The organism is Mesorhizobium sp. BR1-1-4 (assembly GCF_020165375.1).
Lineage (GTDB): Bacteria > Pseudomonadota > Alphaproteobacteria > Rhizobiales > Rhizobiaceae > Mesorhizobium > Mesorhizobium australicum.
This window is the reverse complement of record NZ_JAIUIB010000012.1, coordinates 93,966-106,728: the sequence shown is the minus strand read 5'-3', so window position 1 is coordinate 106,728 and position 12,763 is coordinate 93,966. Positions and strand designations below refer to the sequence as shown.

The window sequence follows — 12,763 nt, the reverse complement described above, 5'->3', positions numbered from 1 at the left end:
GGTTGAAGCTCCCGCCTTGCCTTGCGAGAATCGCACATCGTTACGGCGGCTCCAGCATCCTCGGCTAGGATTTTTGTTCCGACGGGGGAGAGATCCGTTCCCGTACGGACTGCTCCGTCGTGTCGGCCGCGGACTTGACGATTTCACCAATCTGGTCGGCCACCGTGCCTGCTTGCGTGTCCTGCCGTCCAGCTTGCTGCTTGATCGTCTCATAGGCGTCCGCGGCAACCTGCTTGGCCTGATCGAGGCCTTGCTCGAGCATGGTCTCCGAGGTGTTGCGAAGCTTCTCGCCATAGCCGCCCAGCTGCTCATCCTCCATTGCGGTATGGGGCAGCATGGCGCCTATCGCGGCGCCGATGGCGAGACCGACCGCCGCAACGGCGAGGGGCTGATCGTTCAACAGCTCCTGTGCCGAGCGGCTGGCTTTCGCAGCCATGTCGCCAGCCGTCGATCCTGCGCTGGCGGCGTTGCTCGTCAGCCCTTCGGCGACGCCGCTTGCTGCGCCCGATATGGCTGCGCCAGCGCTGCTTGCGGCCGACGTGAGCGATTCAGCGGTTCCGGAGAGCGTGCTGCCCAAGCCGCCGCCCTCCGCCTCGTCACCCCCGCGGGGCGGGGTTGGCGCCGTATAGCCGGCCGGGCGACGGCTGCCGTTCGACGGACCGCTGCCCAGCATCAGCCAAGCCAGACCGGCGCCCACCATGGTCACGGGCAAGGGATTGTCCCTGACCTGCGTTCTCAGGTTGTTGAGCATTGCCGAACTCTCTCCTCCAGAGAAGATGCCGGTGAATTCGTCCAGCAATTGTCCCGGTGTCATTTTGCCTCGAATGGATTCGGCGGTCTCCACCACCCTGGCGCGCGCGGCTTCCGCCTCGCGTTCGAGTTCGGCTGCGGATTTCTCGGTCATCTCACTTGTTCCTTGATCACAGTCGCGTCGCGCCTGAGCTGTTCCTGGGTTCGGTCGGGAGTAAGTTCGGAAGGCGCCATGCTTGCCATGCCGGTGCGCAGCAGAATGACGCCAAGAACTGCCACCACCACGCCGACCAACAGAGAGGACCACCCGGCCCCCAGCCCTGCCCTCGTCAATGCGATGACCAGTGCCTGAAGCAGCACGAGCAGAGCCGCGAGCAGGCAGATGGCCCCGCCCAGCACCTCGGCGGCGCCAGCGCCCGTCTTGGTAAACTTTTCAGAGAGCTCCGCCCGCAGAAGCCTGGCTTCGGTTTGCACCAGCGTGGTGACGTTTTGGGCCAAGTCGGTCACCAGGGTCGCGAGGCTGGGATTGTCTTGAGTGTTCATCTGTCTTGCTCCCCATAATGCGTGGCCAGATCGTCAACACCGCCGCCGAATCCTTGCGCCCCATCGGCCGACCAACCAGCAGCTTCGCCGGTCTGCGAATTTGCACCACCCGAGGCACTTCGAGATGCTTCGGGGCTTCTGGGCGGGGAAGCCTTGATGAACCGACCCAGCGCCAATCCGGCCAGTACAGACCCGGCAAGCAGGACACCGGGGTTTTGCCGGCCGAAAGACTGCACATCCTCAAGCACCTGGCCGAACGGCTTTTGTTTCAACGAGGAGGAAAGCCGCTCCAGCCCGCCAGCGGCGTCCAGGGCAAATTTCGACGCGGTCCTTTCATCATTGTTGGCCAGATGCTCGCTGGCCGCGCGTAACGCGCCGCCCAACGCCGCCAAGCTTGATCCGATGTCGCGCTGCGTCTCCTCCGCCTTGTCCGAAATAACCTGCGTGGCTTCTGTCGCGTAGTCGCCAGCCTTGCGGGTCAGTCCGTCGCGAGCATCGTGAAGCAACTCGCTCGCGCGCTCTTTTTCCCGGCCAAGCCTATCGGAAACGTCGCTTGTCGCCTTGTCGAAATCGGTGGCTTTACGGCCCTGGCCGTCATTACGTTGCATGGGTCACCTAGTGAAAACCGAGGAAGGAGAGGACCGCGAGCACGACAACGACGAGGCCGATAAGATAGATGACACCGTTCATGGCACGTTCCTCCTTGGCAGCCCAACTTCATGGACCCTGCGATGTTCCGTCGGCGAAGAGCTTTTTGCGATCCAAGAGCAATGCAGGAAGAACTGGTCGGAAGCGCCGCCAGTCCGCGATCGAGATGAGCTGCCCCGGCCCGAGAGTTCCCCTCAGAGCACGAATGCCTTCTAATTCCACTAAGCCAGGGCCGAAGTACGCTTGAGAGAAATCGCTTGACCAGGATAGGGTCCACCGTTCCCACCCGAATGGCAGGACCGCAATGACCCGCAACCCTATCGAGACGCTGTCCAGTCGCGCGCGGCGCTGGGCAATCGGGTTGACCGAGCAGAAGAGCATCACCGGCACGGACGGCGAGGCTGCCTTCGGCCCTTGGTTGGCGGCGGAACTCCGAAAGGAGACGGCATTTCAGAACGCGGAGGTCTGGACGATCGAGGTCGGACCCCAGGACGGCCGTCACTGCGTGGCGATGCTCCTGCGCGGCACTGGTCGCTCGACCGTGCTCTTGACCGGTCACTACGACACCGTCGGGACAAGCGACTACGGACAGTTGGAGCCTCTGGCCACTCGGCCCGACGCGTTGACAAAGGCGTTGCACGGTTCCCTCGTCGCCGCGAACGCTCCAGCCGCCATTCTGGCCCACCATGATTTCGCGGGCGGGGAGTTCCTTGCCGGACGCGGTCTTCTCGACATGAAGGCGGGCCTTGCAGCCGGGCTGGCCGTATGCGCCGAATTTGCCGAAAGCGCAAAGCCGGCTGGAAATCTGCTTTTTATCGCAGTGCCGGACGAGGAGAACAATTCCGCCGGCGCCCGCAAGGCGGCGCAGATGCTGCCTGGACTCTGTAAAGAGCGGGACCTCGATTTGCTCGCGGTGATCAATCTCGATGCGATCGCGGATGATGGCGACGGCAGCAAGGGTCGCGTCATCGCTCTGGGAACCGTCGGCAAGCTGCTTCCGGCCGCCTGCGTGGTTGGTGTTCCCACACATAGCGGCTTTCCATTGAATGGCCTCAATGCCGGCGCGATCGCCGCGGCAATCGCCGCGCGGATCGAATGGGCGCCCGAGCTCACCGACATGTGCGGCACCGAACCCGGCACCCCGCCCAGCCTGCTCGGGATTCGGGACGGAAAGACGGGGTATGATGTCACGACACCGCGGACCGCCCATGCCACTTTCAATGTGCTGAGTTATCGCCGGGCGCCCAGTGAGGTGCTCGACCGGTTCGACAGCCTATGCGCCGAAGCGGCCTCGCGTCTTTTACAGGAGCTCCGGCGGCGCGTCTCCGCTCAGCACGAAACAGGTCTGCTGGAGATGGTGCAATCGATCCCGGTCCATCGGTATGAGACTCTGCTGGCGCGTCTCGAAGAACCGGAGCGGATGCGGCTCGAAGCTGTTTCCGCTTCGATCGCCGCCGGCGACCAGCCCCTGCCCCAGAAGTGCCGATTGATAACCGAGCAGGCCTGGGAACTCAGCCGCTTGGCCGGACCAGCCATCGTGACGGGCTTCGGATCCATTCCCTATCTGCCGACGAACCTTTCCGCGCAGCCGGCAGCCGCCAGGCTGCGAGCCGCTGCCGTCGAGGTGGCCGACGAGGCAGCGGCTCGCTATGGCAGCGTGGTCACCTGCGCGGACTATTTCGCCGGGATTTCGGACATGAGCTTCTTTGGCGAAGCGGCCGAGTCCTCCCTCGACGTCGTCGCCCGCAACACACCAGCCTGGAAAGACAGCGTGCGCTGGCCCCTCACGCGAGCCCTGGCCAACATACCGACAATCAACATCGGTCCGTGGGGACGCGATTATCACACGCCGCTCGAACGATTGCATGTCGGCTATGCGTTCGACGTCCTGCCGCAGCTCATTCGCGATGTCTGCGCCAGGATCCTTCGGCCCGACGCGACCTGACAAGTACGAACGGCACAAAGCGGAAGCGGCCCCCATTTGGCCGCCGCCTTCGGCCTGCGACTATGACTATTCGGCTGCCTTCCTGTCGAACATCTGCTCGCTCTGCGCGCCAGAGCTTGGCCGTGGCGGCGAAAGCATTGGCTCCTCGCCCATCGGTGCGCCGGGCACCAGGGAGAACTCGCCCTTGCCATCCATCGACGGGCCTTCGCTCCAGCGTCCCTGCGCCGGTGCTACACCTTCGATGAAACAGTTGATGAAGGCATAGGATACGTCCTGACGCTCTTTCTCCTGCGGGAAGGAATTGGGCACCGGCAGAGACGCAGTCAGGCCCCCCATGTCCTCGATCGCCGCCAGCCACTGCTGCTGATGCATGGTGTCGCGCGCAATGAGGAATGACAGCATGTCCTTCATTCCGGCATCGTTGGTCATGTTGTAGAGGCGGGTCGCAAGCACGCGTCCGCTTCCTTCCGCGGTTACGTTGGCGACCATATCGGCGGCAAGATTGCCGCTGGCATAAACATGCGAAGCATTGAAGGGAACACCGTTGGAGTTTTCCGGCAGGGCGGCGAGCCCAGTCGACAAGATATGACGGAAATTCATCCCGTTGAGGACAGAGCCGCCGACCGCATCGGACGACACGTCCTCCTGCAGCGAAAGCGGTGCCCCTTCGAGATTGAGCGCGACCGCGGTCGCCAGCATCTCGATATGGGCGAGCTCCTCGGTGGCTGTGTTCAACAGCAGGTCGCGGTACTTGGCCGGTCCACGGCACCCCCACGCCTGAAAGAAATACTGCAAGGCGACACGAATTTCGCCTTCCACTCCGCCTATGGCCTGCTGTAAGGCGCGTGCAAAGATTGGGTTCGGCGTCTCGACTCGAACCGGGAACTGCAATTTCTTGTCGGTGTAATACATGGCTGACTCTCCGTTTGAAGTCAGCCGAACCTCAGCCCGGAAGCATTGTTCCGCCCGGGTAGGCGTTTAATTTGGAAAGAACTGGCAACGGATCGCCTCGTGTCAACGGAACTCAATTGCACGACGACGACAGCCGCTCCGGCCAGTCGAACGCAGTCGTGCCGGCCGGCAGACCAGGATCATGCAACCTTGGAAAACAGAGCCACGTCACATCGGGCCAAGCCGTAGCGCCACCGGTGGTCGGTCGCGGCAACCCGGCTTTGGTAAAACAGGGAAAGCTGGCTGCCTTCGATCATCACCGTTGAATGACCGTTCTCGCCCGGCTGGCCTGGTTCGAGTACCGGGCCTATGGACACGTAAGGTCCGGCAACCTCGTCAGCGATGGCAAAAAACACGCGCTGGCGATTCCCACGAAGGCCATTTGGAAGAAAGCAAGTGGCGTTCAGAAGCACTCGGCCATCCGGCAACTCGACCAGTTGGGCACCTTCTATGCCCCATTCATAGTCGGGGTCCTCTCTCGTATTGTGATGAGGGACATCAGCGTGATCGAGGATCTTGCCGATCCGCTTCCACGGCCCGAACCACGAGTCGGACTGGCTGCGTGCGAGATAGATGTCGGGCTGCGGCACCCTGTTGAATTTCGGCATGGCAGAGTAAACGAGATAGCGCTTGCCACCAATGACCGCCGGATGCGGATCGTAGATGCCATCCTCCTCTGTGTCGGGGATGGCGAGAATGGCCGGGCTGAGAACCACCCAATGGAAGCCATCGTTGGAAACCGCATGCTCGCAGCGGCCCCCGGATTTCATGAACTCGGTCTGGATGAACATATGGAAGACGCCACTTTCGTGGATGACGCCCGGAGCCGCGACCCCGGTCCCGTTGATGGGAAGCTCGATCGCTTCGTGCTCGGTCCAAGGCCCATAGAGGTCGGGGGCCGTGGCGTGCAGGATCCTCCACGTCTCGGTCGTCACCGTCCCGCTTGAGCCGAACACATGCCACAGCCTGCCATCGAAGACGGGGCATGGGTCCTTGAGATCATCCACGCTTTGCGGATGGAACAGCGGAAACACGTTGGTATCGAAGTCGATCTTCATCTTAGCCCCGGAATTTGCCCTTGCCCCCCGGACCCGCCCAAGCTGCGGGCGAATCAAGTTGATGTCCGGCACATTTTATAGCCAGCAAGTTCAACGCAAATACGGCGAAGGCGGTTCTCCACCAGCAAACTTGGTCGGGGGCAGTTTCGATGACCCGCCATTTGAGACAGCCAGTCTGCCTCCGCGCAGCCGGCGCTTTGCATTCGTCCAATCCGAAGCGGCGACCGAGGCTCTCCGTTTCACCTTGGAACAACTCACCTACCCGAAAGTTAGGAGCTGAAACCGAAGTCTAGTTCCCCCTCATCCACGATTAACAAATGTTAGTCGCAACATAAACCACCGTCTATAAAAGGAATATCTCAATGGAAGCAGCCTTGGGCAGGGTCACCGTCAGTAAACAGGCTGGCAGGCAAAATCTACTGGTTTGCTTCTCTCATTTAAGGTGGAACTTCGTTCATCAACGCCCGCAGCATATCCTCACACTCGCATCCATGCAGCAGAGGGTTGTCTACTTTGAAGAACCTGTCTTTGAAGAACTGCCGCAGCCGCTAATGCGGACGAGCGAGGCCTCGCCAAACATTCTGATTGTGACACCAGTGCTCCCGGTCGGCACGTCGGCCGCGAAAGCAGATGCGACGCAGCGCAGATTTGTTCAGCAGACAATCGCTTCTATGCCGCACAGCCGGCTGATCGCTTGGTATTATACGCCAATGGCTCTCCGCTTCACGGAGTACCTTGAGCCTGACATATGTGTCTATGATTGCATGGACGAACTCTCGGCGTTCAAGAATGCGCCGCCTGAATTGAGGCAGATGGAAAAGGCGCTTCTGCACCGCGCCGATCTCGTTTTCACCGGCGGCCTGAGCTTGTTCGAGACCAAGCGCCACCTGCATCACGCGATCTATCCCTTTCCGAGCAGCATCGACGTGAACCACTTTCACCAGGCCAGGAAGCCGGGAAAAGACCCGGCCGATCAGGCCGGCATTCCTCACCCGAGGGTCGGTTATTTCGGCGTCATCGACGAGCGGCTGGACGTCGATCTCGTAGCCCAGGCGGCGGAGACCATGCCGGACGTGCATTTCGTCATGCTCGGCCCGGTGGTCAAGATCGACGCTACAAGCCTGCCGCGCGCCGAGAACCTTCACTGGCTGGGCGGGAAAGCCTACCGCGATCTGCCCGACTACCTGCGCCATTGGGATGCCGGCTGGATGCCGTTCGCCCTCAATGAAGCGACCCGCTTCATCAGCCCGACCAAGACGCCGGAGTTCCTCGCGGCGGGGCTGCCGGTAGTCTCGACGGCGATCGTGGACGTGGTGCGCAGCTACGGCGCTGCCGGGCTGGTGGAAATCGCCGACAGCGACGATCTGGAAACCAAGCTCCGCTCGGCTCTTTCGCGACCGCGCCAGATGCTCCGGCAACAAGTCGACGCCTACCTTGCGGATACCTCCTGGGAGCGAACATGGAATGCCATGGCGGCTCACATCGAGCGCGCCCATGAACGCAAGAAAATCGTCCCTCTTCGCAGGAGCGCTTAGCCATGTTCGACTGGCTGGTCGTCGGGGCGGGTTTTGCCGGCAGCGTGCTTGCCGAAAGGATAGCCTCGCAGCGTCACGAAAGCGTCCTGCTGGTAGATCGTCGCGGCCATGTCGGCGGCAATGCGTATGATTGCTACAATGAAGCCGGCATCCTGATCCACCGCTACGGTCCGCATATCTTCCACACCAACAGCCAGGCAATCGTGGACTACCTGTCGCAGTTCACCGAGTGGCGGTCATACGAGCACAGGGTGTTGGCGGCGGTGGACGGGAAACTCGTTCCCATCCCGATTAATCTCGACACGATCAACAGCCTTTATGGACTGGACCTGACCTCGGCCCAGTTGGAGGAATTCTTCGCGTCGCGACGCGAGACTGTGGAGGACGTTCGCACGGCCGAGGATGTCGTTGTCAGCACGGTGGGCCGCGAGCTCTACGAAAAATTCTTCCGTGGCTACACCAGGAAGCAATGGGGCGTCGATCCCAGTCAACTGAGCAAGTCGGTGACGGCACGAGTGCCGACCAGGACCAACCGTGACGACCGCTATTTCAGCGATAGTTTCCAGAAAATGCCGGCCGGCGGATACACCAGGATGTTTGAACGCATGCTCGACCATCCGAACATCAAGATCATGCTGCAGACCGATTTCCGCGAAATCCGTGAGAAGATCCCGTTCAGGCGGATGATCTATACCGGTCCGATCGACGAATATTTCGGGTGGCAGCTTGGGCATCTTCCCTATCGCTCGCTGCGTTTCGAGCACGTCACCCTGGACCGCGAGCAGTTTCAGCCGGTCGCCGTCGTCAATTATCCGCAGACGCAAGATTACACCCGCATCACCGAGTACAAACATCTGACCGGCCAGCAGAACGCGCGGACCAGCCTGACTTACGAATACCCGACGGATATCGGCGACCCGTACTACCCGGTGCCGCGAGCCGAAAACGAAGCGCTCTACAAGCGCTACGAAGCGCTCTCCGCAACCTGTCCCGACGTGTGGTTTGTCGGCCGCCTGGCAACATACCGCTACTACAACATGGACCAGGTGGTCGGACAGGCTCTGGCCACTTTCGCTCGCATCCAGAAAAGTCTGCCGGAATGGGCGGGCACTGGAAGGACGTCCCTGGCCGGACTGGTGGCGAGTTCTCCCGCACATGGGAGCTGAATTAACCGCGGCAGAAAACAGAAGGAGAATTGCGATGGATACAAACTTCAACTCGGAGAGCCGTTCGATATTCATTGTTGGCTTGCGCAACGCCCATGCCATGGAGAACCAAGCGCTGTCGATCATGAAACCACAGGTCGAGCGTATCGAGAATTATCCTGAGGTGGCTGATCGCTTGCGCCGGCATATTCAAGAGACCGAGGGCCAGATCACTCGGCTCGAGACGGTCCTGGAGGGTCTCGATGAAGAGCACTCGACTCTCAAGGACACGGCCCTGTCGATGGTTGGCAGCATGGCTGCCATGGGACACTCGATGGCAGGCGACGAGATCATCAAGAACAGCCTAGCGAATTTCGCCTTCGAGAACTACGAGATCGCTGCCTACAATTCGCTCCTGGTGCTCGCCGAGGCCGGCGGCTTCCAGGATGCCGAAACGGTCCTCAAGCAAAATCTGAGCGAAGAGGAAGCGATGGCCGATTGGCTTAAGGAAAATCTGAGCGACGTGACCCTGCGGTACGCCAAGTTGCGCGCGGCGGGGGAGACCGCAAAAAGCTGATCCAACGGCCAGGGGCGGCATCCACAACGCCGCCCCCGCCTGGTTGCCGGCCGCTCCTTCAACGCGTCCGGTTTGGTGCGAACAGATCTTGCTGCCGAACCAGTTCGTCCGCGACGGGCTGGCGGAGGCGTCGCGTGCCATCCGCCTGGATGACGGAAAACAATCCCACCTCCGCATGTCGGGAATTATCCCACCCGGGGTAAGCGGTTATCGGATACAGGCAAATACCCTCGATCGGCGCTTCGAGTTTTATCGCCGCACGCACCTCGTCGCAGACATAGTGGAGCCAAGCCGCCCCGCCCGATCCCTCCGAGCCGGTTTCGGCAATGAACATCGGCTTGCCGTATCGATGAGCGACCTCGATCAGCATTTCCGACAGAGCACGGTACTCGTGGTGCCCCATCGGAATGGTCGGTCCATTTATGTACCATTGATTGTGTGGGTAGAAGTTCAGGCCCACGGCGTCGACAACATCCTCGCTGCCGCCCAACTCCGGTTCGACGCGGCCCAGCAACATGTCGTAGGCCTCGAACTGTCCCAGTCGGGCGTTTTCGGCGCGGCGCCGTTCGCCGCGGGTCCGGTCGCGAGGCGCGATGTGGATGAGCGGCTCGGCCCAGACAAATCCGCATGCCGGATCGACCTCCCGCATTGCACGAACACCGGCGATGGCAGCCTTGACGAGATGCCGCTTGAACCATCCCCGCTTGTTCGGCCCTACGCGCGGGAAATAGCCGACCTCGACGGCCCAGGCGAAGAAGGAGATTTCGTTGATCGGACACAACAGAGGCGATGTTCCGGTTATCGAACGGTACACCCTCACGGCTTCCGCCGCGAACGAGGCATAGGCATCGATGAACTGGATGGACCCCTGATCGACATGATCCGGGGATCCATAATGGAAGATGTCCCAGATGACCTGGACCCCTGCCGATTGGGCTGCCTCGACCATAGGCATCCAACTTGACCAGTCATAGGTTCCAGGAGCGGTTTCGATCAGGTGCCAGCGTAGCCCATCGCGAATGGTGCGCAGGCCGAGTTCGGCGCAGGCCCGGTAATCGCCGAGGGCATGCAAACTATGCGAAGTCGCACGAATAAGGTCGAGGCGGACGCCATCCTTGCGCCGATGCGAGGAGCACTCAAAGCCCGCCATGAAAAAACTGGCAAAGCGCGAAGCTTTCGGAGCCGACTCACCCACTTCGTGCCCGTCCGTGCGTCCCACTTCGTCCATTCGAAGTCTCCTTTGGGCAGTCGGTTTCAAACTCGGCCGCCCTGTTTGGACCGCGAATTGCCTTGGCAAAACGCCGGATCCGATCAGGCAAGCCGCGTCCCATTGCTCAGCTCAGCTGCCCCCTCATCCTGCCTGAGCGGGGTAAAGCCGAACCGACTGGCCGAGCCTTTGTTCCGGTGGTCGACCAGGCGCGAGCTGGGTGGCGATTGGCGACATCAGGAACAAGGAGGCTCGAGCCAAGTTCGGGACGATGTAGCACCGGCGTCGCTTAACTCGACCGGCTGCCCGGCAAACAACAGAGGCACGGGATCACATGACCGTTCAAATTCAACTTTCCGATATCGACCACGCCAGGCGCGAGGATCGTGGCGACGGTGCTTGGAGCATCGCACCGGATCTGGGTTATTTGCGGCTGGCAATCGTCAATGTCGTGTTCTTCGGCGCACCGGGCAGCGGAGACCGGAAATGGGTGCTGATCGATACCGGGTTGCCGACGTCCCGGAGCAGCATCCTTGCTGTGGCGGAGAAGCGCTTCGGGATTGACGCGCGGCCGGCTGCGATCATCTTGACGCACGGCCATTTCGACCATGTGGGAACGGTTCTGGACCTGGCGAATACGTGGGACGTGCCTGTCTTCGCCCACCCGCTCGAGCGCCCCTATTTGGACGGGACCACATCCTATCCGCCGCCGGACCCCTGGGTCGGGGGTGGACTGATGGCGCTGCTCTCGCCGCTATTTCCACGCGGGCCGATCGATCTTGGCAACCGTCTGGAACTCTTGCCGGCCGACGGTTCGATCCCCGGAATGCCCGGATGGCAGTGGCTGCACACGCCAGGACACGCCCCGGGGCATATCTCGCTCTGGCGCGAGGAGGACCGCTCGCTGATCGTAGGGGACGCTTTCATCACCACAGGCCAGGAGTCGGTCTATGAGGTCGCCGTTCAGGATCTTGAGATGCACGGTCCGCCACGCTATTTCACGCCGGACTGGGATGCGGCGGAAAGATCGGTGAAGCGCCTGGCCGCGCTGAAGCCGCAGATGGTCATCAGTGGACATGGGGCGGCGGCGGCTGGCATGGGCATGCGTCAAGCTCTTGACAGCCTGGCTGATCGGTTCACGGAGTTTGCCGTGCCGCCGAAGATGAAATTCGTGCGCGAGCCGGCGACGGTTCCAAATAGCTGAGCCTGTCCGAGCGCAGCGCTCTGCTGCGGTTCTCAAGATCTGTCAAAAACGCGCCGGCTTTGCCGCCCGGGCGGCCCAAGACGGGCGGCGGCGGAACAAACGTCACAGGCGCCAGTTAGGCGTTCGTTGGGCGGCAGGCGACACCGGGCGTATCTCGAATTCTGCGTCAGGGAAGACTTAGATGGAAAACGCGAAGAACGCGTGCCCTCACGACGCGTCCTCCCCGAGATGCGTGGCGCAGCCACTGTTATTGCCACCCACCTTCAAGCCGGCGCGTTCGCTGCTCTGGATACCCGCAGCCGCATTCTTGCCCGGCTGCGCGGGGGGCGTGCTCGACCCGCAAGGGCCAATTGGCGCGGGCAATCGCACGATCCTTTTGAACTCGCTGGCGGTGATGCTGGTGATCGTCATTCCGACGCTGATCGCACTGCTGGCCTTCGCTTGGAAGTTCCGCGCCTCGAACAGCAATGCCCGCTACGACCCGGAATTCACCTATTCCGGTCGGATCGAGTTGATCGTCTGGTCGATCCCGACGCTCACCATCCTCTTCCTTGGCGGACTGATCTATTACGGTTCCTATCACCTCGATCCGCGCAAACCGATCGCCTCGGCGCGGCCACCGCTCGACATCCAAGTGGTGGCGCTGGATTGGAAATGGCTGTTCCTCTATCCCGAGCAGGGTGTTGGAGCGGTCAACCAGTTGATCATCCCGGCCGGCGTTCCCGTGCATTTCAAGCTGACCTCGGCCAGCGTGATGAACACGTTCTTCGTGCCTCAGCTTGGCAGTATGGTCTACGTCATGAACGGCATGCAGACCGAGTTGCATCTGCAGGCCGACCGCGAGGGGAGCTATTTCGGTCAGTCGGCGCATTTCAGCGGCGACGGCTTCTCGGACATGAACTTCAGCGTGACCGCGGTTTCGCCTGATGCGTTCACCCGCTGGACGTCATCGTTGCGTGGCGGCGGCGGCGTGCTCAACGCCAATGCTTACCGCGAGCTCGCCCGGCAAAGCACAAACCTGCCGCCGGCTTCGTTCGGCCACGTGCAGCCCGGGCTGTTCGAAGCGGTTGTTCAGCAGACGCTGCCGCCCGGCCCCGGCCCCGCTGAAAGTACCGGCAGCGGCGAGCCACAGGTCAGTCCGAAGGCGTTACGAGCGGCGGCCATGGCACACCACCAGCAGGCAGAAGGGGGAGAATGACG

The 12,763-nt window shown here is 61.6% G+C and carries 12 protein-coding genes; 6 read left to right on the top strand and 6 right to left on the bottom strand.

Annotated elements, in window-relative coordinates; translation table 11 throughout:
* Positions 1-64 precede the first annotated feature (64 nt).
* From LB571_RS24290 to LB571_RS24280, 3 genes are read right to left on the bottom strand one after another with little or no spacing between them, the layout of a single operon-like run.
* Positions 65-904 carry a hypothetical protein gene (locus tag LB571_RS24290; protein ID WP_224598634.1) on the bottom strand — a complete coding sequence of 280 codons (840 nt, stop codon included), beginning with the start codon at positions 902-904 and terminating at the stop codon, positions 65-67.
* The gene (locus tag LB571_RS24285) at positions 901-1,293 is read right to left on the bottom strand and encodes a phage holin family protein (protein WP_140715605.1); all 393 of its coding nucleotides are present in this window, start codon (positions 1,291-1,293) and stop codon (positions 901-903) included. The genes LB571_RS24290 and LB571_RS24285 overlap by 4 nt, the downstream gene beginning before the upstream one ends.
* Entirely contained in the window at positions 1,290-1,901 is a 612-nt protein-coding gene (locus LB571_RS24280) for a hypothetical protein (protein ID WP_140715606.1), read from the bottom strand. Before LB571_RS24280 ends, LB571_RS24285 begins: the two co-directional genes overlap by 4 nt.
* Before the next feature lie 344 nt (positions 1,902-2,245).
* Here LB571_RS24280 and LB571_RS24275 point away from each other — a divergent pair, with 344 nt between their 5' ends.
* Entirely contained in the window at positions 2,246-3,886 is a 1,641-nt protein-coding gene (locus LB571_RS24275; protein ID WP_224598629.1) for a M20/M25/M40 family metallo-hydrolase, read from the top strand.
* Between the two features lie 66 nt (positions 3,887-3,952).
* Here LB571_RS24275 and LB571_RS24270 read toward each other — a convergent pair whose 3' ends face one another.
* Positions 3,953-4,798 (bottom strand): manganese catalase family protein, encoded by an 846-nt coding sequence (locus LB571_RS24270; RefSeq protein WP_015316430.1) that lies wholly within the window; start codon positions 4,796-4,798, stop codon positions 3,953-3,955.
* 179 nt (positions 4,799-4,977) lie between these two features.
* Positions 4,978-5,895, bottom strand: coding sequence for a hypothetical protein (locus tag LB571_RS24265; RefSeq protein ID WP_181166253.1), 918 nt, complete (start codon positions 5,893-5,895; stop codon positions 4,978-4,980).
* Between the two features lie 362 nt (positions 5,896-6,257).
* On the opposite strand from LB571_RS24265, the gene LB571_RS24260 reads away from it, so the two are divergent.
* The 3 genes from LB571_RS24260 to LB571_RS24250 are packed head-to-tail and all read left to right on the top strand — an operon-like array spanning position 6,258 to position 9,152.
* Positions 6,258-7,430: a glycosyltransferase gene (locus LB571_RS24260; protein WP_224531246.1), complete on the top strand. Its 1,173-nt coding sequence runs from the start codon at positions 6,258-6,260 to the stop codon at positions 7,428-7,430.
* A gap of 2 nt (positions 7,431-7,432) precedes the next feature.
* A complete protein-coding gene (gene glf, locus LB571_RS24255) occupies positions 7,433-8,596 on the top strand; it encodes a UDP-galactopyranose mutase (protein ID WP_140614620.1) in 1,164 nt (387 codons plus the stop codon).
* 34 nt (positions 8,597-8,630) lie between these two features.
* Positions 8,631-9,152, top strand: a complete 522-nt coding sequence (locus LB571_RS24250) for a ferritin-like domain-containing protein (RefSeq protein ID WP_015316426.1) — start codon at positions 8,631-8,633, stop codon at positions 9,150-9,152.
* Positions 9,153-9,210: 58 nt separating this feature from the next.
* Here LB571_RS24250 and LB571_RS24245 read toward each other — a convergent pair whose 3' ends face one another.
* Positions 9,211-10,380, bottom strand: coding sequence for a beta-glucosidase (locus LB571_RS24245; RefSeq protein ID WP_224598625.1), 1,170 nt, complete (start codon positions 10,378-10,380; stop codon positions 9,211-9,213).
* 313 nt (positions 10,381-10,693) lie between these two features.
* On the opposite strand from LB571_RS24245, the gene LB571_RS24240 reads away from it, so the two are divergent.
* Together LB571_RS24240 and cyoA are read left to right on the top strand one after the other, a co-directional pair.
* Complete coding sequence (locus LB571_RS24240) at positions 10,694-11,563, top strand: MBL fold metallo-hydrolase (RefSeq protein WP_015316424.1); 870 nt, start codon at positions 10,694-10,696, stop codon at positions 11,561-11,563.
* 181 nt (positions 11,564-11,744) lie between these two features.
* The gene (gene cyoA / locus LB571_RS24235; RefSeq protein WP_224598621.1) at positions 11,745-12,761 is read left to right on the top strand and encodes a ubiquinol oxidase subunit II; all 1,017 of its coding nucleotides are present in this window, start codon (positions 11,745-11,747) and stop codon (positions 12,759-12,761) included.
* Positions 12,762-12,763: the final 2 nt, after the last annotated feature.

Bases quoted from the DNA above. Each gene is read 5' to 3' on its own strand.
- cyoA (WP_224598621.1), top strand. From the start codon at position 11,745: ATGGAAAACGCGAAGAACGCGTGCCCTCACGACGCGTCCTCCCCGAGA.
- LB571_RS24290 (WP_224598634.1), bottom strand. From the start codon at position 904: ATGACCGAGAAATCCGCAGCCGAACTCGAACGCGAGGCGGAAGCCGCG.
- glf (WP_140614620.1), top strand. From the start codon at position 7,433: ATGTTCGACTGGCTGGTCGTCGGGGCGGGTTTTGCCGGCAGCGTGCTT.
- LB571_RS24245 (WP_224598625.1), bottom strand. From the start codon at position 10,380: ATGGACGAAGTGGGACGCACGGACGGGCACGAAGTGGGTGAGTCGGCT.
- LB571_RS24285 (WP_140715605.1), bottom strand. From the start codon at position 1,293: ATGAACACTCAAGACAATCCCAGCCTCGCGACCCTGGTGACCGACTTG.
- LB571_RS24265 (WP_181166253.1), bottom strand. From the start codon at position 5,895: ATGAAGATCGACTTCGATACCAACGTGTTTCCGCTGTTCCATCCGCAA.
- LB571_RS24280 (WP_140715606.1), bottom strand. From the start codon at position 1,901: ATGCAACGTAATGACGGCCAGGGCCGTAAAGCCACCGATTTCGACAAG.
- LB571_RS24250 (WP_015316426.1), top strand. From the start codon at position 8,631: ATGGATACAAACTTCAACTCGGAGAGCCGTTCGATATTCATTGTTGGC.
- LB571_RS24260 (WP_224531246.1), top strand. From the start codon at position 6,258: ATGGAAGCAGCCTTGGGCAGGGTCACCGTCAGTAAACAGGCTGGCAGG.
- LB571_RS24270 (WP_015316430.1), bottom strand. From the start codon at position 4,798: ATGTATTACACCGACAAGAAATTGCAGTTCCCGGTTCGAGTCGAGACG.
- LB571_RS24240 (WP_015316424.1), top strand. From the start codon at position 10,694: ATGACCGTTCAAATTCAACTTTCCGATATCGACCACGCCAGGCGCGAG.
- LB571_RS24275 (WP_224598629.1), top strand. From the start codon at position 2,246: ATGACCCGCAACCCTATCGAGACGCTGTCCAGTCGCGCGCGGCGCTGG.